This is a genomic window from Nostoc sp. CCY0012, from assembly GCF_963920855.1.
GTDB lineage: Bacteria > Cyanobacteriota > Cyanobacteriia > Cyanobacteriales > Nostocaceae > Cyanocohniella.
On sequence record NZ_CAWUDM010000008.1, the window covers coordinates 68,398 to 89,732 of the forward strand.

The 21,335-nt window shown below is 42.1% G+C and carries 19 protein-coding genes; 8 read left to right on the plus strand and 11 right to left on the minus strand.

Annotated features, from left to right (window positions below; genetic code table 11):
- Nucleotides 1–381 precede the first annotated feature (381 nt).
- On the plus strand, nt 382–1,146 hold the full coding sequence (gene cysE / locus ACM0OS_RS03625) for a serine O-acetyltransferase (protein WP_414541787.1): 765 nt from the start codon (nt 382–384) through the stop codon (nt 1,144–1,146).
- A 115-nt stretch (nt 1,147–1,261) separates the two neighbouring features.
- Here the strand turns inward: cysE and ACM0OS_RS03630 are convergent, their stop codons facing one another.
- The 4 genes from ACM0OS_RS03630 to bioD all read right to left on the minus strand — a co-directional run bounded on the left by ACM0OS_RS03630 (nt 1,262) and on the right by bioD (nt 6,163).
- A complete protein-coding gene (locus ACM0OS_RS03630) occupies nt 1,262–1,846 on the minus strand; it encodes an Npun_F5749 family FMN-dependent PPOX-type flavoprotein (protein ID WP_414541788.1) in 585 nt (194 codons plus the stop codon).
- 12 nt (nt 1,847–1,858) lie between these two features.
- The gene (locus ACM0OS_RS03635; RefSeq protein ID WP_414541789.1) at nt 1,859–4,021 is read right to left on the minus strand and encodes a DEAD/DEAH box helicase; all 2,163 of its coding nucleotides are present in this window, start codon (nt 4,019–4,021) and stop codon (nt 1,859–1,861) included.
- The gene (locus ACM0OS_RS03640) at nt 4,018–5,232 is read right to left on the minus strand and encodes a M20 family metallopeptidase (protein WP_414541790.1); all 1,215 of its coding nucleotides are present in this window, start codon (nt 5,230–5,232) and stop codon (nt 4,018–4,020) included. Before ACM0OS_RS03640 ends, ACM0OS_RS03635 begins: the two co-directional genes overlap by 4 nt.
- 238 nt (nt 5,233–5,470) lie before the next feature.
- Nucleotides 5,471–6,163 carry a dethiobiotin synthase gene (gene bioD, locus ACM0OS_RS03645; protein ID WP_414541791.1) on the minus strand — a complete coding sequence of 231 codons (693 nt, stop codon included), beginning with the start codon at nt 6,161–6,163 and terminating at the stop codon, nt 5,471–5,473.
- 627 nt (nt 6,164–6,790) lie between these two features.
- On the opposite strand from bioD, the gene ACM0OS_RS03650 reads away from it, so the two are divergent.
- A complete protein-coding gene (locus tag ACM0OS_RS03650; protein WP_414541792.1) occupies nt 6,791–7,372 on the plus strand; it encodes a hypothetical protein in 582 nt (193 codons plus the stop codon).
- A gap of 331 nt (nt 7,373–7,703) precedes the next feature.
- Here ACM0OS_RS03650 and ACM0OS_RS03655 read toward each other — a convergent pair whose 3' ends face one another.
- Nucleotides 7,704–9,050, minus strand: a complete 1,347-nt coding sequence (locus ACM0OS_RS03655; RefSeq protein ID WP_414541793.1) for a TldD/PmbA family protein — start codon at nt 9,048–9,050, stop codon at nt 7,704–7,706.
- Nucleotides 9,051–9,316: 266 nt separating this feature from the next.
- Entirely contained in the window at nt 9,317–10,756 is a 1,440-nt protein-coding gene (locus ACM0OS_RS03660) for a TldD/PmbA family protein (protein ID WP_414541794.1), read from the minus strand.
- A gap of 619 nt (nt 10,757–11,375) precedes the next feature.
- Between ACM0OS_RS03660 and ACM0OS_RS03665 the strand changes: the two genes are divergently transcribed.
- Nucleotides 11,376–11,591, plus strand: a complete 216-nt coding sequence (locus ACM0OS_RS03665) for a type II toxin-antitoxin system PemK/MazF family toxin (RefSeq protein ID WP_414541795.1) — start codon at nt 11,376–11,378, stop codon at nt 11,589–11,591.
- On the opposite strand, the gene holB is transcribed toward ACM0OS_RS03665, so the two are convergent.
- Nucleotides 11,571–12,536, minus strand: coding sequence for a DNA polymerase III subunit delta' (gene holB, locus ACM0OS_RS03670; RefSeq protein ID WP_414541796.1), 966 nt, complete (start codon nt 12,534–12,536; stop codon nt 11,571–11,573). The two genes, ACM0OS_RS03665 and holB, sit on opposite strands and share 21 nt — an antisense overlap.
- Nucleotides 12,537–12,872: 336 nt before the next feature.
- On the opposite strand from holB, the gene ACM0OS_RS03675 reads away from it, so the two are divergent.
- On the plus strand, nt 12,873–13,226 hold the full coding sequence (locus ACM0OS_RS03675; protein WP_414541797.1) for a four-helix bundle copper-binding protein: 354 nt from the start codon (nt 12,873–12,875) through the stop codon (nt 13,224–13,226).
- Nucleotides 13,227–13,485: 259 nt separating this feature from the next.
- On the opposite strand, the gene tmk is transcribed toward ACM0OS_RS03675, so the two are convergent.
- From tmk to ACM0OS_RS03690, 3 genes are all read right to left on the minus strand, one after another.
- A complete protein-coding gene (gene tmk / locus ACM0OS_RS03680; RefSeq protein WP_414541798.1) occupies nt 13,486–14,121 on the minus strand; it encodes a dTMP kinase in 636 nt (211 codons plus the stop codon).
- Between the two features lie 138 nt (nt 14,122–14,259).
- Complete coding sequence (locus ACM0OS_RS03685; RefSeq protein ID WP_414541799.1) at nt 14,260–14,715, minus strand: plasmid pRiA4b ORF-3 family protein; 456 nt, start codon at nt 14,713–14,715, stop codon at nt 14,260–14,262.
- Between the two features lie 53 nt (nt 14,716–14,768).
- Nucleotides 14,769–15,248: a DUF6398 domain-containing protein gene (locus ACM0OS_RS03690; protein ID WP_414541800.1), complete on the minus strand. Its 480-nt coding sequence runs from the start codon at nt 15,246–15,248 to the stop codon at nt 14,769–14,771.
- 362 nt (nt 15,249–15,610) lie between these two features.
- On the opposite strand from ACM0OS_RS03690, the gene gap reads away from it, so the two are divergent.
- The 3 genes from gap (at nt 15,611) to ACM0OS_RS03705 (ending at nt 19,483) form a co-directional block, all read left to right on the plus strand.
- On the plus strand, nt 15,611–16,648 hold the full coding sequence (gene gap / locus ACM0OS_RS03695; RefSeq protein ID WP_414541801.1) for a type I glyceraldehyde-3-phosphate dehydrogenase: 1,038 nt from the start codon (nt 15,611–15,613) through the stop codon (nt 16,646–16,648).
- Between the two features lie 245 nt (nt 16,649–16,893).
- Complete coding sequence (gene pyk, locus ACM0OS_RS03700) at nt 16,894–18,324, plus strand: pyruvate kinase (RefSeq protein ID WP_414541802.1); 1,431 nt, start codon at nt 16,894–16,896, stop codon at nt 18,322–18,324.
- 154 nt (nt 18,325–18,478) lie between these two features.
- The gene (locus tag ACM0OS_RS03705; RefSeq protein ID WP_414541803.1) at nt 18,479–19,483 is read left to right on the plus strand and encodes a transaldolase; all 1,005 of its coding nucleotides are present in this window, start codon (nt 18,479–18,481) and stop codon (nt 19,481–19,483) included.
- 140 nt (nt 19,484–19,623) lie between these two features.
- On the opposite strand, the gene ACM0OS_RS03710 is transcribed toward ACM0OS_RS03705, so the two are convergent.
- Nucleotides 19,624–20,001 (minus strand): hypothetical protein, encoded by a 378-nt coding sequence (locus tag ACM0OS_RS03710; RefSeq protein WP_414541804.1) that lies wholly within the window; start codon nt 19,999–20,001, stop codon nt 19,624–19,626.
- A 99-nt stretch (nt 20,002–20,100) separates the two neighbouring features.
- Here ACM0OS_RS03710 and ACM0OS_RS03715 point away from each other — a divergent pair, with 99 nt between their 5' ends.
- Nucleotides 20,101–21,324, plus strand: coding sequence for an acetate kinase (locus ACM0OS_RS03715; RefSeq protein ID WP_414541805.1), 1,224 nt, complete (start codon nt 20,101–20,103; stop codon nt 21,322–21,324).
- Nucleotides 21,325–21,335: the final 11 nt, after the last annotated feature.

Consider the following 21,335-nt stretch of genomic DNA (forward strand, 5'->3'; position numbering starts at 1 on the left):
AGATTTAAACGACAAAAGAAAGCTATTGGATCAATGACAATCAATCTGCCGTTCTGGTCAAACAATTCATTTTTTTTCATTATTGCGAAAAAAATAACAGCATAAATCCACCCAGATATAGAAATATAATCAGAAAACTTTCAAAACCAATATTTACAATGCCGCGCTTTTGCCGTCGCAGTAAACCTAGCAGTAAAATCCTAGTTAACAAGATAGTTAAGGAATAGTTAAGGAGATAATAAAAATCTGACGCTGCATTCTGGGGGACAAGAAAGAAAATACTTCCTGATGTCCCATTTCCCCCTCCCTAATTTCCAGAGTTGACACCAGGGACGATACTATGGGAGAGTAGCTCGTTTTGCTTTCCGAGGGTACTATCTCGTGCTATCTACACTACGTGCTGATTTTCGCATCATATTTGAACGTGACCCGGCGGCCCGAAACTGGTTGGAGGTCTTGTTTTGTTACCCAGGTTTGCAAGCCCTGCTATTCCATCGGCTGGCTCACTGGCTGCATCATGTTGGTCTTCCCTTTATCCCCCGCTTAATTTCTCACACAGCTAGGTTTTTGACAGGAATAGAAATCCACCCAGGTGCAACTATTGGGCAGGGTGTATTTATTGACCACGGCATGGGTGTGGTAATTGGTGAAACTGCGATCGTGGGGGATTATGCCCTGATTTATCAAGGTGTTACCCTTGGCGGAACTGGTAAGGAAACCGGCAAGCGCCATCCCACTGTGGGTGAAAATGTTGTAGTTGGTGCTGGTGCTAAAGTGCTGGGCAATATTCAAATTGGTAATAATGTTCGCATTGGTGCTGGTTCAGTTGTTTTGCGGGATGTGCCTTCTGATTGCACAGTGGTAGGCGTACCTGGTCGCATTGTCTATCGTTCTGGAGCGCGAGTAGGCCCCCTAGAACACAACAACTTACCCGATTCAGAAGCTGAAGTCATTCGCGCCTTAGTTGATCGCATTGAATCTCTAGAACAACAAATAGAAAGTATTCAGCAGCAGCAATCTTCTACAAAGTCCCAAGTTTTGTCCGTATCTTTAATCTCTCACGAAGGCGAATTACCGAAGGATATTCCCCTGTGTAGCCTCAGAGATAAGGCAATCCAGCAATTTTTAGACGGAGCAGGGATTTAGTAGAGAGTGGTAAGGAGGGAGATGAGAGGAATGAAAAACAAGGATGTTGATACTCAACGAAAGCCTTTCTCCCCTGCCCCCTGCCCCCCTGCCTCTTCTTCCCAGTCCCCAATGCCTACGGATTAATTTCCTGGCTACACCACTCTTGCTGCTCATCGCGGCTGTAAATTCGGCGGTTTTGGGGTTCACCGCGCAATTCTAAGTAATCTACTTGCACTGGATCGAGTAGGAGTAAACAAAAATTCGCTACTGGCTGACTGGGATCTGGTGGTGCTGGCTCAAAGGCTGCTGGTTCATCAACTCTCGGTTTACTGGGATGGGGCCAAGCAAATTGTAATCGGGCGGCATCACTCAGTTCTTGCCACATGTTGGCGCGGGCTGGCTGTAGCATAGGTTGAAATTCATTATCTCCTACTAAAGTTAAGCTGCCAGAAATGCGAAATTGTTCTCGCGTGTTGGGAAAGTACCAGCAAATTTCTGCCCAAGGTTGCCATTGGATTTGGTCAACTTTATCACTACGACTATCAGTAATAAATTTTAGCTGGTTAGTATCTTCTAGAAAGCCACGGAAGACTACTGTCCGATTTGCAGGGCGGCCGTTTTCCTTGACTGTTGCTAACTGTAAATAACGGGCATATACAAGACTACGGTTGCGATGAAGGGCATGGGCGATCGCGCTTCGCCAAGGAGCAATGGACATGATTTTAATTGCCTACCAAAGTAAAATTTGCTGCTTCATTTCTATAATATCTAGATAATCACACGCAAAAGCTTTTCTTAATAGGGGATGCGGAATAAATTGATCATATTTTTGCAGTTCTGGGGCTTCTGCGGAACTAACTAAATCTTCTGCACTAATTCTTTGTTCACACAATGAAACCAATTCTGGTTGCAAATCTTTAAATCTATCTTTACCTAGTTTGATTGTCAAATAATAAGGATTCACTCCACCAATACTGTTAATTTCTAATGATTCTCGGCAAAATGAGTTAAGCAATCTTTCTAAAGTCCGGTAAGCTACTGTACCCATCCAAGGAAAAATACAGCATTTACCTTTTTCTAATTGCAAAATATTTTGTTTATCTAGTCCAGCATTTTTGACTATTTGCCGAGCTGTTTGTAAACGTTTTTGAGCATTCTTTTGTAAATAGTTGTATTCTACATCTTCTAGTATAACCTGCCGCATTTTTTGCAAAACTCTTATATGAATACTTCCACTACCACCACGCCAATAAATCGTAGCTTTACCTGATACCTGCTTGGCTAAAATTACCTTTTTCTTAAAGTCAACTTCTAAAACTTCCCAAGTTCTTCCTGCTAAGGCGAATTGATTACCCACAGGCGGCGGTAAAGCAATACTACCAATTTCTGTTGTCCCTTGCTTGACTGTATATTCTTGATTGTCAGCAAAGACGGCATAAAACTGAAATTTACCGACTATTTTTTCTCCTGCCAAACCAATGATTAATTTACCTTTTTCAGTTTGCTGTATATGCTCAATATCAATTAAATAGCGGAGTAATAATTTAAAATCGGCTGGGGAAATAGCCGCAAATGGTGGCAGATTGAAAATTTGTTTAGCTAAGGCAGCCGGTGTCATTTCTCCGGTGGCTACCAAAATACTCATTGTTTGATGATATAGCAAACTTAAGGGATATTTAACAGGTTTAATCGGTTCAATCCAACGTTCTTCTATATAAAGTTGAATAATGGCAATACACTGTAAAAGTTGCCAGGGAATTTGTTCTGGTAGTGGTGCTTCAGATAAGGGTTGATTTTCGGCACAAACAAAGCGCATGTCAGCGGCTTCACCTCTTCTGCCACTACGCCCTAAGCGTTGTAAAAAGCTAGCTACAGATAACGGTGATTCTAACTGAATAACTCGCTCTAAATGACCAATATCTACGCCTAATTCTAAAGTTAGAGTAGCAGCAGTAACCGCAGGATGATTAGGTTCACGCATAGCATTTTCCGCAGCTTGGCGTAAGCTAGCAGATATACTTCCATGATGGACGTGATAAATATCTGGTGATGCTTGTTCTGTGGCAATTCGTCGCAACGATGCAATAATTGATTCAGTTTGGGTGCGGTTGTTAGCAAAAATTAAGCATTTACGAGAATTACTGAGATTAAAAATATATTTTTCGTAATCTGTCGCCTCTAATTCGTCAATTTCATTATTAATATAAAAGTGTTCTACTGCTAGCTTAATTTGGCGTTTTGCGGCTGTGATATTGGGAGTAATTACTGGCTTATCAGTTCCCGAACGCAACCATTCTTCAGCCATTGAGTAATCACCCAAAGTAGCAGATAAACCAATGCGCCGGGGTTGGGTTTGTGTCAAGTTGGCTAAACGCTGCAATTGACAAATAATCTGACAACCACGTTCAGAACCCATAAAGGCATGAATTTCATCGATGATGACAAATCGTAAATCACCAAATAAACGCATTAAATCATGATGCTTATTAATTAACAAGCTTTCTAAAGATTCTGGCGTAATTTGCAGAATACCTTGGGGATTTTTTAAAAGTTTATTTTTACGACTTTGTGCCACATCACCATGCCAGTGATATACGGGGATGTCTGCCGATTTCAATAAATCATTCAGGCGGGCAAATTGGTCATTAATTAAGGCTTTAATAGGGCCAATATATAATGCCCCAATAGTACTAGCAGGTTGTTCGTGTAATAAAGTCAAAACTGGTAAAAATGCTGCTTCTGTTTTCCCCGCAGCAGTCGCAGCCGCCACCAGCAAATGAGCATCAGTGTCGAATATCACTTCACACGCTGCTAATTGTACTGGGCGTAATTCACTCCAGTTATTTTGATAAATGTATTCTTGGATGAAGGGTGCAAGTTTAGAAAAGCTCAATTCAAAAACTTCTCCACGCAACGCACAAATATTTCTACACCCATTGCCAAGGCAGTTTCATCAAAATCAAATCGGGGATGATGATGAGGATAGGCTAAATCTTTGGCGGGGTTGGCAGAACCTAAGAAAAAGTAACAACCAGGAACTTCTTGTAAGAAGAATGACATATCTTCGCCGCCCATTGTTTGGCATTCTGGCACAATACCTATGGGGGTTTCTATGACTTCTTCCGCTACTGATTTTACTAGTTCTGCCATGCCAGCATCATTGATCACTGGAGGATAAAGGCTCCAATAATTTAAGTCATAATTTGCACCATGACTTTGGCAAACTCCGGCAATGATTTGCTCGACTCGCTGGTTAAAGAATCCTTGAAAATCTGGGTTGAAATACCTGATAGTACCACTTAGACGGGCAGTATCAGCAATCACGTTTAGCTTTGTGCCGGCATGAAGTTCACCGACTGTAACCACAGCTGAATCAATGGGGTTGACGTTACGCGCCACAATGGTTTGTAGTGCATTCACAACTTGGGCAGCCACTACAATAGAATCAACGGTTTGATGAGGCATGGCACCGTGTCCACCTTTACCGAAGATGGTGCATTTAAAGCACTCTACAGATGCCATTAATGCCCCAGCACGAACGCCGACTGTCCCCAAGGGTAAGTTATTCCACAAATGTAATCCGATAATGGCATCGACATCTGGGTTTTTGAGTACCCCGGCGGTAATCATAGGTTTTGCGCCGCCTGGCCCTTCTTCTGCTGGCTGGAAAATCATTTTCACCGTACCGCCAAAGTCATGGCGATGCTGATGAAGATAATAAGCTGTACCAAGAGCGATCGCAGTATGTCCATCATGTCCACAAGCGTGCATTACGCCGTCATGTTGCGATTTATAGGGAACTTCGTTAAGTTCTTGAATGGGCAAAGCATCCATATCTGCCCGAATTGCTAATACTTTGTCAGAACCGGGTTTTTCACCCTTGATAATGGCAACAATACCAGTCTCGGCTATCCCAGTTTGATGCTCAATGCCCCATGCTTGCAACTGGCGCGTGATCAATTCAGCAGTGAGTTTCTCTTGAAAACCCAACTCTGGTTTTTGATGCAGTCGCCGCCGCCATTCTACCAATTGCGGTTGCAATGTGCGAATTGAAAGTCGAATACGAGATAGATCGACAGACGAGTTGGGAAAGGTGGAAACCATGATGAAGACAAGCTAGTTAGGAATGTGGATTTAATAAGATACAGAACCTCACCCCCAACCCCTCTCCTTACCAAGGAGAGGGGAGACTATGACGCAAGTCAAAGGCGGGGTGAGGTCAAAAACTAGACTTGCATGTTATTTAATTCATATTCCTTAAGTAAAGCTAAATTAGGCAGCTAACTTAGAGTATTTTTACAGTCTAATCGTTCTGAAAATGTTCAGCTTGCATAGTTAAATGTCATCGGCGCTCATCTGCGGTTATTCTTTCCCAATCGAGATTTGATGCTACTTGGGCGAGTTTATCCAAATCTTCGGGATTATCTAAATAAGGCAAACAACCTAAAACTGGTGTATTTGTCAGTGATTGAATTAAATCTGATGGTGTCCAATCGGCTATTTCGGCATCTGTACGGGGTTGAACACAGTTGAGAACTATACCTTTGAGATTCACTTTTGTTTGCCTAGCCAATGCCACATTAGCCACTGCTTGGGCGATCGCACCTAATTTTACAGGTACTACTAAGATTGTTGGTAAACGCCATTCTCCGGCTAAATCGGCTACTGTCAACTCATCTGTGACTGGTGATCCTAATCCGCCCAAGGCTTCTACTAAGACGAAATCACGCTGCGATCGCAACTGCGAAAAAGCTTGCCAAACTAAGGCTAAATCCACTTGGCGATTTTCCTTAGCTGCGGCTATGGGTGGGGCGAGGGGGGCTTGGAAATACAAAGGTGTAATTTCTGCGGCAGATTGGTTTAACGTAAATAGCCGTTGATACAACTCGCTATCGCCAAATCCCGATTGCAGCGGTTTCATAATTCCCCAGCTATGCTGCGGGTAATATTTTTGCCAATAAGCTGCTAAGGCTGTTGTTAAAACAGTTTTGCCAGCTTCGGTATCAGTTGCAGTAATCAGTAGTGTGTTTAGCAATTTATATTAGTAATTACTTTATTAAGTCTGTACAGTTTCTCTATATTGTAATATACCCTAGAAGCTCACAGCGTTTTATTAACTGAGTTAACCCCAGGTAAATTTTTCTTCTGTGCAATGAAAACTGCTGTATATTAATTCATGATTTTTAATCAATTACTTCGTCATAATTCCACACATTGTCAGGATATAGTTATAAAAAGAAAAGCGGCTTTTTAAAATTTTATCTCAATCATTTGGGTTATTTACGTATAGACCCATACACTTAATTTAGGCTGTCACGGAAAATTCCCTCAGGGCATTCCAGCAGTATAATTATTCACTAACAAAAATAATATTAAATATTATTTGCATATCTAAATTCTCTTTATCTATATTTGACAAGCCTTTGACAAGTTAGTATTATCACTAATTACTTTTGACAGAAATATAAAAAATTATAATTTAAAATTAATAAAATACACGGTTACTTAATATTTGGTTTTTTAGTAAAAAAGCACATTCTATTTATTTAGAATAAATAGCAATTGGGCATATTTTTTATATAAATTTCTCACAACTGGAACTTAGTTTTCATAAGCAGCAGTTATGATTAATTAATAAGATTTAAACCAAGGACAGAATATTATGTCTGGTGCTGGCCCAATAAGTCGATTGTCTCAATTAGTGACTTTTGCAGCTTGTAGTATTCTCTTGGCTACAGTTCCTATGAACACAAAAGAATCTTCAGCCTTCGCGCAAGAGATTCAGCCTATTAGTACTCCCTCGCTGGTATCTCACCATCATCGGCAACATCGTGGTAATCGTAGCAGATATACACGGCAACTAAAAGCGGTTTCGGGGCCTGATAACAGAGGACGTTGGATTTTCTTTCGTCCCAGTGATGTTTCACGAAATGCTATGCAAGCACAAGGTTGTACCGAAGTTCGCGCTAGCTCATCCACTTGGAGTTGTCGGCGTCGTACTATCAGGGTGCAAGTGAGTAATTATGGTTCCTCTAGCTATCGTTCTCGTGGTTATAGATATTCCACAAGAGAACTCAGCGCCGAATCGGGGCCTGATGAAAGAGGACGTTGGCGGTTCTATCGTCCCAGTGATGTTTCCAGAAATGCCATGCAAACACAAGGTTGCACTGATGTCGGTACTGGTACAATTAGTTGGCGCTGTCCCAGACGTACTATTAGGGTGCAAGTAAATAATAGTCGTTAAATAACGCTTTGTAATTCAATTTAATACGTTTTGAATCTCTGCTTAAGCCCTTTTCTAATTCTTTTCAGCTACAAAATTTTTCAATCCCTAATAGAGATAGTGGTAGTTTGTATCTTGGTTATAAAACGTGATATGCAGGCGTAGGTTGGGTTAAGCACAGCGCAACCCAACACCCAAAGACATTGTTATTGTTGGGTTTCACTACGTTCTACCCAACCTACACTTATTTTTCCCTCTCCAGAGTGAAAGAAAAGAGGTAATCATTATGAACCCACCAAATCTTTTACCTTTCTTTGCCAACACCTACCCATTGACGAAATTCAGCACCCCATTACAAAGTATAGGTAAAATCATTTACCAACATCCCCGGAACTAGACTACCTCCGAGTTGACGATTTTCATAAGTACCAACTTCTGGGATAAATTCTTGAAAACTGGTAAAATCTACGAGATTTTCTCCCCAAAAGCGATAAAGACTTTCATCAAAGCGTAAGTTTTCTATGGGGGCGATAATTTCCCCATTTTCTACCCAAAAACAGGCATAACGGGTCATACCTGTAATTCTACCAGCCGGGCGATCGCTCCAGTTCAAGTAATGCAAATTTGATATATATAATCCTGTATCTAAACTTGCAATAATCTCCTCAAAATTTAAATTGCCAGGACTTATTTCTGGTGCGCGTAATGTTTCCAAACTATTAGCACCATTGGCATTTTTGCCGTATTCTTTTGCCGTGCGCGAATTGACTAGAGTATTTACTAAAATGCCTTTTTTTATTAACGGTAATTCTGGCGCTGCCATTTCTCCCAATTGATTAAATCGTGGTACTAATACCTGTTGAAAATTTTCTTGCAAATTAAACTTAGAAGAAAGTTGTTTTTCTTGGCGTGATAAAGCAGCTAAGGCGCTGTTTCCTTGTTGTAAATCAGCTTCACCAATAGCTGACCAAGAAAGCATACCTAATAAATCCGCAACAGCCGCAGGAGCAAAATAGGTTTTATACTTTCCTTTGATCAATTGTTTCGCAGGACGGGCAAGCAATTTTAGTTGTTCTTTTGCTTCATTAATCTTGGCTATATAAGATTTTTCATCCCAATCACTACCTGCGAATATACCTTTAACAGCTTGCCCAAAGGTATCAAATATTGAATAATCTAATGTAAAAGAATCACTAGCAAACCAGTGTTTTTGACCATTGGAATCACCATAAGCTTTAATTACAACTCCTCCGGCATACATACCCGTGAAATCTAATTCAGCAACTAGTTCTAATACCGTTGATGCTACTGATTCTGCCGCTAATAATTGTCCTGATTTTACTTCCCGACTAGTATTATTTTCCGTTGGCAAAACTAAATAAGGATCAACAGGCAATAAAGTAATTTCGTCACGCATTTCTTGTAAGGCCTTGTATGCATTTTGCCAATCTGAATCCCAATTGCCCGTGAAAGGAAAATGCTGAAAACTGCTGCGCTGATTTGTCATTAAAGTGAGTTCTATCCAACCATCAGCAACTAAACCTGTTTGTCGCACTTTGGCATGATTGAAACGAGTAAATTGGCTGCGCTCACTGCTAAGTTTGACAGTAAATTGTTCCTCTGTATTTTTTTTAATTAGCAGAGTTTCAATTAGTTGATTAAAACTGACTTCTAAGGTAGATAATTCGACAGTTTTCATAATAGAAATTGGGAATTTGGGAAGTAAAAAAGCAGGGGGGCAGGGGGCAGGGAGCAGGGGAGAAAAACCACCCACAAGGAGTGAAGCAAGGGAGCTATCGCCCACAATTCCACTCGGCTTTAAACCTTATCTTTTGGTAAAGTATTTTTTTCTAGCCTAAGCGCCTCTAGTACAGCACGGCGTAAATAGGCATACCATTTGAAATCGTCAAACAGCCTGTTTGATAAGCTTTTTGACTTTTGACTTTTGACTTCCGCGCAGCGGTACTAGCCTCCTCCACCAAAAACCTCAACGTTAGCGAATACACACACAGGGGAACCATGTCCTACCCAAATGGCTTGATTGGGTTCGCCTTTACCACACATAGGAGTGCCGTACATTTGCCAGTTCTCTGCGTTTCCTATTTGGGTGAGGCTATGCCAAAATTCTGGGGTTGTGGCTCGATAGTTGGGGTTACGCAAGGTTTTGGTGAGTTTGCCGTTTTCGATTAATTTGGCGTACTCGCAACCAAATTGAAATTTATAACGGCGATCGTCTATTGACCAAGACCGATTAGATTCCATGTAAACACCGTGTTCTATACTACCAATGATTTCTTCAAAGGTGGCGTTTCCAGGTTCTAGGTTGAGGTTGGCCATACGGTCAATTGCTGGTCGATTCCACGAGGAAGCACGGGCGCAAGCTACTCCTGGGACACCTGCTCTGGCTTGGCTTTCTAGGCTGCCTAAACCTCTTTGTAGTACGCCTTCTTTGATGACATGTTCCCTTGTGGCGACAGCACCTGTATCATCAAAACCATAGCTGGCAAATTCACCGGGTACGGTGGGGTCAAAGGTGATGTTCATCAGTGGTGAACCGTATACGAGGTTGCCAAAGTCACTGGTTTTCACAAAGCTGCCGCCTGCGTAGTTGCGCTCATCTCCCAATATTCGGTCAATTTCTAGGGGATGTCCCACACTTTCATGGATTTGTAGCATCATTTGGTCTGGTGCTAACACTAAGTTAGTGCGGGTGTTGGGGCATTCTGCTGCTGTTAAGAGTTCTACAGCTTGTTCTCCCACTTGTTGCACTTGCGGCCATAAGTCATCTTGTTTTAAAAGTTCCCATCCACCTTGGTAGCAGTGTGCTTGCCAGCCGTTGTTAGTACGTTGCTGAACTATTGCACCATCTTGGGCGATCGCGCCATAATGAGTCCCGATAGAGATGATTTTTTGATATACTTCTGAGCCGTTGCTGCTGGCAAACCAAGTTTCTCTTTCGGTGGTACTAGCGCTGGCTGTTGTTTGGACAATTTTGTCATTAATTTTGAGTGTCTGGCAGATACGAACCAGTAAATTGTTGATTTCTCCGGGACTGAGGGCATCTAATGGTTCTAAAAACGGAGAGTTATATTCACCCACAACTTTGGGGCGTTGACTTTCACTAAAGGGATAGATCATCCATTTACTAGCTGCAAGTGCTTGTTTATAAGCTGTGTGGGCAGCAGCTTGCAGTGATGGTAGATCTAAGGAGTTGGTAGCTGCATAACCGAGACAGCCATTTGCTAAAACTTCCAGCATCACTCCCATCGTGGAGGATTTGCCGTTAATTTGGGGTAAGCCATCACGCACATGGCGAGTTGAGGAATTTTTTTTGACGGCTCGAATACCAATCCAATCAGCAGGGATATCGAAGGTGGCGATCGCTTTGGTGAGTTCAGACCACATCTTTTTTATAGTGAGATTGATAAAAGAAACAGTATAGTAAAACCGGATGCTCCCCTTTTAGCTCTATGGATAGGACTAAAATTAAAATAGCACAAGGTACGAATTCTAGAGTTACTAGGCTTCGTCTGATTAATTTAGTATACTGAGGAAATTTGGCTAATTACGTATGATATATCTGTGAGGCGATCGCATCTAATGATTTCATTTCTGCAAAACTACTAATATAGCATTTATCAGTCTGTAGTTAAGCCGTACTTTCCCAATAGGGGAGATATTATCAAATTAGAATTTGGAGCCTCACAGCAATTTACGGCTGATTCGATTCGGCGTGCATTGGCCCTGCAAACTTCAGGAATGTCATTTGATGATATTGCTAGGACATTAAATAACGAACAAAAACCACGAGGACGGGAGCAAATTGGTTATCGCCCTGTGCTGGTGATATCTCCAATTAAGTAGGTAGGCAGGAGAATTTACAGGTATGTCATTACGAGCATAACGGAGTGAAGCGAAGTATAAGACCGAAGCGGTCACGCTCCGCGAACGCAATGGTTATAAGGCTTTTACATTCTGTTACATAATTGACTTTATTTGTGCCTACCTACTTAAATACAATCGTATGGCTTCTTTGGTTTTAGCGTGTCCCATAACTAGCAATTCAAAGGGGCTTAGTTTTGAAGTTCTACTGGTTGAGGGAATGCAAACAACAGGAGTTGTACTAGCCGACCAAATCAAAACACTAGATTGGAGAGCTAGAAATGTAAAATTTGTTGAAAGTGTCCTACAAGATTTAATAGAAGAAGTACAAGCAAGGCTAGAGACATTGATTGTTTAAAGCCTTGAACATAGCGATGAATGTACATTCCCAAACCAAACGTGGTTGGGCATAACAAAGTAAGGCTTTACGCGTTTTTTCTAGCTGGTTAATAATTCCTGGTTGATGCCATTGCTGCCAGTAGGATTGTTGAAGATAATCGATTAACCATAGTTGCGCTTCTGTATCTAATTCTTGATCAATTTTTTTGCCTAACTCCAAGGCATGGCGGTAAGATGAAGGCGCTTTGGTGACATCTTGGAGTAAATTATCAGGAATTATCTGCAATTGTTCATAAGATGCGATCGCACTACCTGGACTACCAGCTGCTATACGTAACGCTACCTGATGCTGCAAAATTTCCGTATGGTTGGTTTGGGTAAGCACTTGCGTTAAAGATTGTGTATCTAAACGATAAAAAGGAATACGTTGACAGCGTGATACCAAAGTCGGCAATACAGACTCAGAAGATGGTGCAATTAAAATTATCGTGGCCTGTCCAGGTTCTTCTAAAGTCTTCAGTAAAGCATTAGCGGCTGCTTCTGCCATTGTTTGCGCTTCTTCTAGCACTACAACATTTCTTGGTGCTTCCAAGGAAGGACGGCCGAGAAACTCAGTAATTTCCCGAATCTGCTCTAGTCTAATTACAGGCGGTGCTTTGCGCTTCAGTTTTTTTTCCGCTGCTTCTTTTGCTGTTAGTCGTTGTCCTTGGAATTGGTACGTTGGCTGCACCCACCACAAATCAGGATGATTGCCTTGACGCAAACGACTTTGCACAGTATCAATATTACGCGTCTGACTAGAAAACAACAATTCCACAAAGCACCGGGCGGCTAAACTCCTACCCACGCCATCTGGCCCTACAAAAAGATAAGCAGGGGCAACCCGGCTTTGTTTTACAGCCTGAGTGAGTAATTCTATGGCTTGTGGTTGCCCTAAAAGTGGTGCAAATGGATCATTTGTCATGAATAATATTGTAAATCGACTCATGACCGTTATTACTGATGAAAAGGACAACCAGTGGCTAATTTATTAGCTTGCAAGATTACATCCCTGATGCTGTTATTAAAGCAGCAATGTCGGCAGGACTTTAAACCACTTGCTTGTATAACTACAAAATAGTTATGCATACTTAAATGAAATTAGGATGAAATAGTTATAGTTAATTAGTAATAAATATTCTTTAATATTCTTTATGTCACGAGGCAGAGGCAAGCATATTAGTAATCTTTTAACTTAAGGGCGAAGAGGTATAAATACTGCCTCTTGTGAAATTGATAAATTGAAATCAGAGGTATAATTATGACGACAGCCCAATCTCACCAATCCCTGGTTGAAACTTGCATAGAGGCTTGCTTTAATTGCCTACGTGACTGTGAAAACTGTGCCGATGCCTGCTTAAATAGCAATATGGTACAGATGATGACTCAATGTATTAAGCTATGCCAAGACTGTACTGATACCTGCGCTCTCTGCGCCCGTTTTATGTCGCGCAATTCTGCTCTCCATGCTCAAATGTGTGAAATTTGTGCGGAAGCTTGCGATCGCTGTGCCAGTGAATGTGGAAAACACGATAACGACCACTGCAAACGCTGTGCCGCATCTTGCCGTCGCTGTGCGGATTCTTGTCGCCAAGTAGCTACTGCTATGGCGTAAGTTATATATAATTGCTGACTGCTGCGTTGCAATTTATTGGTGCTGCGGTCAGCGATCGCTAGTAAACAGCATTATTTTATTATTTACTGCTTATACCGGGACAGCCTGAGCCTATTTTATTAGCCCATATTTTTGCCAAGCTTGCCTGTGTTGGTCGTATTCACAATACTTCTACAGCCGTTGAACCCTCATAATTTGGCTAAAGTATAGAAAAATAAGCAATTTCTAAATGAGACTGTTGGCAAAAAGGAACCATAGATCAATTCCCAGATTGCAGGCGATCGCCTAAAATTCCCTGGATCACTTGTTGCACAGCTTCTTGACTTAAGTTCCCATCTACCCGTACAATTCGAGATGGATACGATGCGGCTAACTGTGCGTATCCTTGCTGTACCCGGCGATGAAAAGCAATTGTTTCTTGTTCAATTCGGTCGAAATCGTCTTCATTTCCTCTTTTGCGAGCTAGTCCGACTTCAGCATCAACATCTAACCAGATAGTTAAATCGCTTTCTAAACCACCAGTGGCAATATAGTTAAGTTGATTAATTAAACTCATATTCAAACCCCGTCCATAACCTTGGTAGGCAGTGGTAGAGTCAGTGTAGCGATCGCACAAGATATATTTTCCCGCTGCTAAATTTGGCTTCAGTTCTTGTTCTACATGTTGCGCTCTATCAGCTGCATATAAAAGTAACTCTGTCAACTCAGCAATTGGTTTGTTTTCGCCCTTATCTAGTAATAAATGGCGCAATTGTAAACCTAACTCTGTTCCCCCAGGTTCACGCGTGACAAATACTGAGATACCTAGATTTTGCAGCCATTGACAACACAGTTGCATTTGGCTGGTTTTGCCACAACCTTCTACCCCTTCAAAGACAATTAATTTGCCGCCCATGCTTATTATGTTGGTTTCAACTGAGATTTTACACCAACTGCTGAAGCCTTAATGAGTTTTGAGCGATCGCCTTAATGCCAAAATTCGTAGTATTGATACTTGCTCACAATAGCATCTGATAATTTTTGAGACTTTTTTCTAGTCAAAATCTGCATATTGAGGAGGACTAGCCCCAACTCGTTTAGTAATTTTGGGATACTTGCCTGATGGAGCTTTATCTACAATGTTCGTGACATCAATCTGGTGCCACCAATCATCACCAAAATCAAACCAGTAACCAAACGCATCATCAATAGATAAACCCAGCGAAGCAATTGTAGTACTAGCAACCTCCCCTGTAGGCGCTTCTGTCAAATCGAAGCTTGAAAATGCTTGTTTTAAGCCATACCGTCTAGCATTGGGATCTTGCGGGCCATTCCCTCCCACTTGAAATTCATACATATGCTCTTCTTCTCGGTCGAATGCCTTGAAGATGATTTTATGCAAATCTGCCAAGGTATTACTACCCTTAATCTCAATGGTTCGAGATACCACTGAATTTTCAGCAACGAATTTCTCTGTAATTGGGCCGTCTATTAAAAATACATCCAGCACATTGTTAACTGCTTTTGGTTCCTGGGGTGATGCCGGCGTTTCACTAATATCCTCTAATGCGCCATCATCTGGAAGATAAGGAATGAAGCCTTTTGCATAAGCTTCTTCTTGAATTTGTCGAGGTACAGACCTTGAATTTGTCGAGGTACAGACCTGGCATCTAAGATAAATCCATCAACAGAAATCATCCAAGCTATGGGGTTGTTGTCTAACTTACTGGGTAAGCACCAATTAGGGTCCATCTGATGCATGTCCAGAGTATCCCGTACTTGTTTTGATTTTGATTGACCAGTGCTAGGACTAACACCAAACCACTGGTACAAATCCTTGGCACCAATATGAGGATCTTGCGATGAATCAAAGAGAAAATTGACCATACCGATCGCATGAGTAATTCCACAAGCCCAAGTGTTATCCTTACCCTTTGATAATGGCGATGGTCTCTTGCGACACAGGGCGGCTGTGGCAAATCGAATCAACTGGCTATATTCATCGTTTAAATGCTGTTTGGCAAAATCATCCGTTATGGACACAATGCTATTGAACTTTTCTTGCATTGCGTTGGTGAACATTTTCTGATTTTTGAGTTTTAGCCATACTTGTTACCCTGAGTTAGCATTATCAGTGACTGACACGGAATCAAAATTTGCATATCTTACTTATAAAAAAACACATAGTTGACTCATTGGTATATTAATTTTTACAAGTATCAAAAATATTTGAATTATTGATACTTTATATTTACACCAATAATAATGGGTGGATCAAACCTTAAAAGATGCCAAGCAAATATGCCTTAGCTAGTTAAGACTGTCAGGATCAGAAGGTAAAGGGTAAAAGTCATGTTCTTTTACTTTTCGCCTTTTGTTCCACTCCCACAACAGGAGGTTTAATCTTGACTAAGTTAAAAGTTGGCATCAATGGTTTTGGTCGGATCGGGCGACTTGTGTTGCGTGCTGGTATCAATAACCCCAATATCGAGTTTGTGGGGATTAATGACTTAGTACCACCAGATAACCTGGCTTACCTCTTCAAGTACGACTCAACTCACGGTCAGTTGAGAAGTAAAGTAGAAGCGAAAGAAGACGGTATCGTCATTGATGGGCATTTTATCCCTTGTATGTCGGTGCGGAATCCGGCTGAGTTACCTTGGGGCAAATTGGGTGCAGATTATGTTGTAGAGTCTACTGGGCTGTTCACTGATTATGAGGGGGCTTCTAAGCATCTGCAAGCGGGTGCCAAGCGAGTGATAATTTCTGCTCCTACGAAAGATCCAGAGAGAGTCAAAACCCTATTAATGGGTGTAAATCATCATTTATTTGACCCAGCCAAAGATTTGATTGTCTCTAATGCTAGCTGTACCACCAACTGTCTAGCTCCCATCGCTAAAGTCATCAATGATAACTTTGGTTTAACCGAAGGGTTGATGACCACAGTTCACGCCATGACTGCTACTCAGCCTACTGTAGATGGCCCCAGCAAAAAAGACTGGCGCGGTGGTAGGGGTGCAGCCCAAAATATTATTCCTTCTTCCACAGGAGCGGCGAAAGCAGTCGCATTGGTTTTACCAGAATTGAAAGGTAAGTTAACTGGTATGGCTTTTCGGGTTCCCACCCCCGATGTTTCTGTGGTTGATTTGACTTTTAAAACTGCCAAAGCTACCAGCTACCAAGAAATCTGTGCAGCCATGCAAAAAGCTGCTGGAGGTGAATTGAAAGGAGTATTAGGATATACAGACGAAGCAGTAGTTTCCACTGATTTCCAGGGTGATACCCATTCCAGTATTTTCGACGCAGGTGCTGGAATTGAGTTGAACGCTAATTTCTTTAAGGTGGTTGCTTGGTATGACAACGAGTGGGGCTACTCGAATCGGGTAGTTGATTTAATGTTATCCATGTCACAGAAAGAACAACTTACTGCTGCTGTGGCTTGATGAATTGGGGGCTAGAGGCTAGAGGCTAGGAATACTCTGCCCCCTGTTTGTTCCATGCATAAAAACGCATTTTTATTGATTAAAGGAGTGATATGAAACACAGGCGAATTTGGATGTATTAAGTGAGGTAATCGCCTAAAGCATTCATAGTCGCAGGTTATGGGGCCGAATTACGTTCGCGTTAGCGTGCCGTAGGCTCTATTACGAATTATTCGCCCCAGGCTATTTTAAAACCCCTAAACTTTATGCGTCGAACCAAAATTATCTGTACTGTTGGGCCTGCTACGTCTGCACCGGAAAAATTGCAAGCTTTGGTAGCAGCGGGAATGAATGTCGCGCGGTTGAATTTTTCCCACGGCGCTTATGAGTTCCATGCCCAAACTGCTCGGCATCTCAGACAAATTAGCGCTGAACAGCAAAAACCAATTGCAATTATGCAAGACTTGTGTGGCCCCAAAATTCGGTTGGGAACTTTACCATCGGCAGGTCTTAAGGTGGAAGCAGGCGATGAGGTAACTTTTGTCTTACAAGACAAGGGTGAAAGCATCGATGAACTGCCTTTACCTTTGCCGACTTTGTTTGCAATGGTGCGGCCAGGTGAACCGATTTTAATTAATGATGGTCGCGTGAAGTTGATTGTGACGGAGCGTGATGCTGATAAAATCCGGGCGTTGGTAAAAATTGGTGGGTTACTTTCCACTCATAAGGGTGTTAACTTGCCAGAAACTCCTTTACCTGTGAGTTCTATCACCGAAAAAGACTTGATGGATTTGCGTTTTGGCATCCAATTGGGTGTGGATTTAGTGGCGGTTTCTTTTGTGCGATCGCCTCAAGATTTGGAACCTGCTCGACGGATGATTGAAGCGGCTGGGGCTTCGATTCGGTTAATTGCTAAAATTGAACGTGCTGAGGCTGTGGAAGGATTTAACTCGATTCTTGAGGTTGCAGATGCGATTATGATTGCCCGTGGCGACTTAGGGGTGGAAATGCCGATCCATCAAGTTCCCATGATTCAAAAGGACATTATTCGCCGTTGTAATCAAGCTGGTAAGCCGGTGATTACTGCCACACAAATGCTAGAGTCGATGATTAGCGCTCCCGATCCCACTCGTGCTGAAGCCACTGATGTAGCTAACTCGATCTTGGATGGTACGGATGCAGTTATGCTGTCTGGGGAAACCGCTGTGGGCGAATATCCCATTGCGGCTGTGCAAATGATGCATGATATCGCTGTGTGTACAGAAAAATCTTTACCAGCAGGTAGTAGGCATTCCTGGTCTCATGAAGCAGGTAATCTTAGTGTCACCGAATCTGTGGCAGAGGCGGTTTGTAGAATAGCTTACGAAACTGGCGCTCGAGCAATTCTTTGTAATACATCTTCGGGAGGTACGGCCCAATTAATATCTAAATATCGTCCTTCTACACCGATTATTGCCCTGACTCCTGATGAAACGGCTTATCGTCAATTAGCGCTTTCTTGGGGGGTAGAATCTTTACTGATTCCTCCGGTTTACAAGGCAGAAGAAATGTTTATGAATGTGGTGAACACAGTTGTCGAAATGGGTTTGGCAAAACATGGCGATAAGGTAGTAATTACCTCTGGTGTCCCAATTGGTAAATCCGGCACAACCAGTTTAATTAAAGTGCATTCTATTGGACAGCCAATTTTGGCTTAACACGCCTAGAATAGGGCTGAGGCTCTAGACTGCCAGTAAATTTAGGCGATGCTTAAGTAAAATTGCCAAAATCAGAATTTTCACAGAACAGGACAAAGTAACCAAGAAGGGAATTTAAGTAAGTCCTGAACAAGCACAACTCACGGAGAAATTTATGTCTAAAAGTTTACTAGAGCAATTGCGTCAAATGACAGTTGTGGTTGCAGATACAGGGGATATCAAAGCAATTGAGAAGGTGCAACCCCAAGATGCTACAACGAATCCTTCCTTGATTACATCGGCGGCACAGATGCCAGAATATCAAGAAATCGTTGACCAAACTTTGCTGCAAGCCAAGAAAGATGCCGGCTCTAGTGCTAGCCAAGCCGATATAGTTACTTTGGCTTTTGACCGATTGGCAGTAGCTTTCGGGTTAAAGATTTTACAAATTATTCCTGGTCGCGTTTCTACAGAAGTAGATGCCCGTTTGTCTTTTGATACAGAAGCTACCGTTACCAAAGCTAGAGAATTAATTGCCCAGTACAAAGCTGCTGGCGTTGACCGCGATCGCGTCCTCATCAAAATTGCTGCTACCTGGGAAGGTATTCGCGCTGCGGAAATTTTGGAGAAAGAAGGTATTCATTGTAACTTGACATTGTTGTTTGGTTTGCACCAAGCGATCGCCTGTGCTGAAGCAGGTGTTACTCTGATTTCGCCATTCGTTGGTCGGATTTTGGACTGGTACAAAAAAGATACAGGCAAAGATAGCTACCCCGCGGCTGAAGATCCAGGAGTATTATCTGTCACCACAATCTACAACTATTACAAGAAATTCGGCCATAAAACCGAAGTTATGGGAGCCAGCTTCCGTAATATTGGCGAAATCACCGAACTTGCTGGTTGTGACTTGCTAACCATTTCTCCAGCGCTGTTGGCGGAATTGCAAGCTACCATTGGCGAACTACCTCGCAAACTTGATGCTGCTAAAGTAGCTGAATTGGAAATTGAAAAAATCTCCGTTGATAAAGCTACCTTTGACAAGATGCACGCTGCTGACCGCATGGCATCTGACAAACTAGCAGAAGGTATTGATGGCTTTACCAAAGCACTAGTTTCTTTAGAACAACTTTTGGCAGAACGACTAACTCGCTTGGAAGGAGAAGTCATCGCCAGCCACTAAAGGCACTATTCTGAGTATAAAAAAACAGGTTGGAGACATCTTCAACCTGTTACTCTGAGGGTAACTTAGGGAACAGGGTCATAAGAATTATGGAAGAGGGACAAAAACTACATCTATATTCCCCACTCCCTACTCCCCATTTAATGTCTTCTCCAGTCATACATTAATCTGCCACGGCGATCGCGCACTAACTTCCATCTTCCACGACGATAGTATTGTCCACTGTAATTAATGCGTGGTGGATATCTTCTTCTGCCGCGATAGTGTCGTTGATTACGCGTTCTCCGGTTATAGCGGTGTCGTGTGGAACGGTTACTACGATAACGTCTTCTACGATGTCTATGAGCTAACAAAAGTTCTGGACTGGTATCTCCTTCCCCTATTAAATTTGTCTCTAGTCCCACGTTCTGCTGATGGAGAACATTATTGTTACTATCTTTAGCTTCAGCTATAGCCGGCGGATAGATGAAGGCAAATAGCAAAATTGTAATTGAATACAGCTTCTGGAAACTTTTCACGTTTTGCCTTTCTTGAATTAGTGGTAATGAGTATATTTAATAGCTGAAAATTAGCACTCATATAGTTAACTGTTCACAAACGTCAAATAGGTAAAAGTAATGAAAGTATTAGTTCTGAATGCTGGATCTAGCAGTCAAAAAAGTTGTCTGTATGACATTGCAGATCATAAACTTCCCCCTCAAGCACCCCAACCTCTTTGGGAAGGAAAAGTTAACTGGACTCAAGATCGGAGTGTGGCAGAAATTGAAGTGAAAACAGCGACGGGTGAAACGCTGCAAGAATCAATTTATGGTGATTCGCGCCGCGCACATGTCGCCTATATGCTTTATACCCTCAGTCGTGGAGCCACCAAAGTCATCGATCATCTTTCAGAAATTGATGTGGTGGGACACCGTATAGTACATGGTGGGCAAGAATACAGAAAAAGTGTGGTGATCACAGAAAATGTGAAACAGACTATATCTAATCTGTCTAGTCTGGCTCCTGCACACAACCCAGCCGCTTTAGAAGGCATAGAAGCCATAGAGCAAAGCTTGGGAGATGTGACCCAAGTGGCAGTGTTTGATACTGGATTTCATGCCAGTCTGCCTGATGCAGCAGCTATTTATCCTGGCCCTTATGAGTGGGTAGAGCAAGGTATCCGCCGCTATGGGTTTCATGGTATTAGTCACCAATATTGCTCTGGGCGTGCTGCTCAAATTCTTAACCGCGATTTAGCATCCCTCAAATTAATCACTTGTCATTTGGGTAATGGTTGCTCGTTGGCGGCAATTAAAAATGGTCGTAGTGTTGACACAACTATGGGATTCACACCCCTTGATGGGTTGATGATGGGTAGCCGTTCCGGTGCAGTTGACCCAGGAATTTTAATTTATTTATTAAGACAATCAAATTATTCTGCTGAACGATTAGATTATGTATTAAATAAAGATTCAGGATTACGGGGAATTTCGGGAGTATCCAGCGACTTACCCCAGGTAATCGAGGCGATCGCTCAAGGTAATTACCGCGCTCAATTAGCTTGGGATATGTATGTACATCGCTTGCGGGCTGGTATTGGTTCCATGCTAGCCAGTTTAGGGGGATTAGATGCGTTAGTATTCACCGCAGGTATTGGTGAAAAATCTCCAGGAATCCGCCAAGCCGCCTGTGAAGCCTTTGGGTTTTTAGGATTGAAAGTTGACCCATCTAAAAATCAGCAGCAGCCTGTTGATGAAGATATAGCTACAGAGGATTCCCAAATTCGAGTATTAGTCATTAAAACTCAAGAAGACTGGGCGATCGCTCAACAATGTTGGCAGTTAGTAACTCGTAATTCATAATTTTTCTGTAT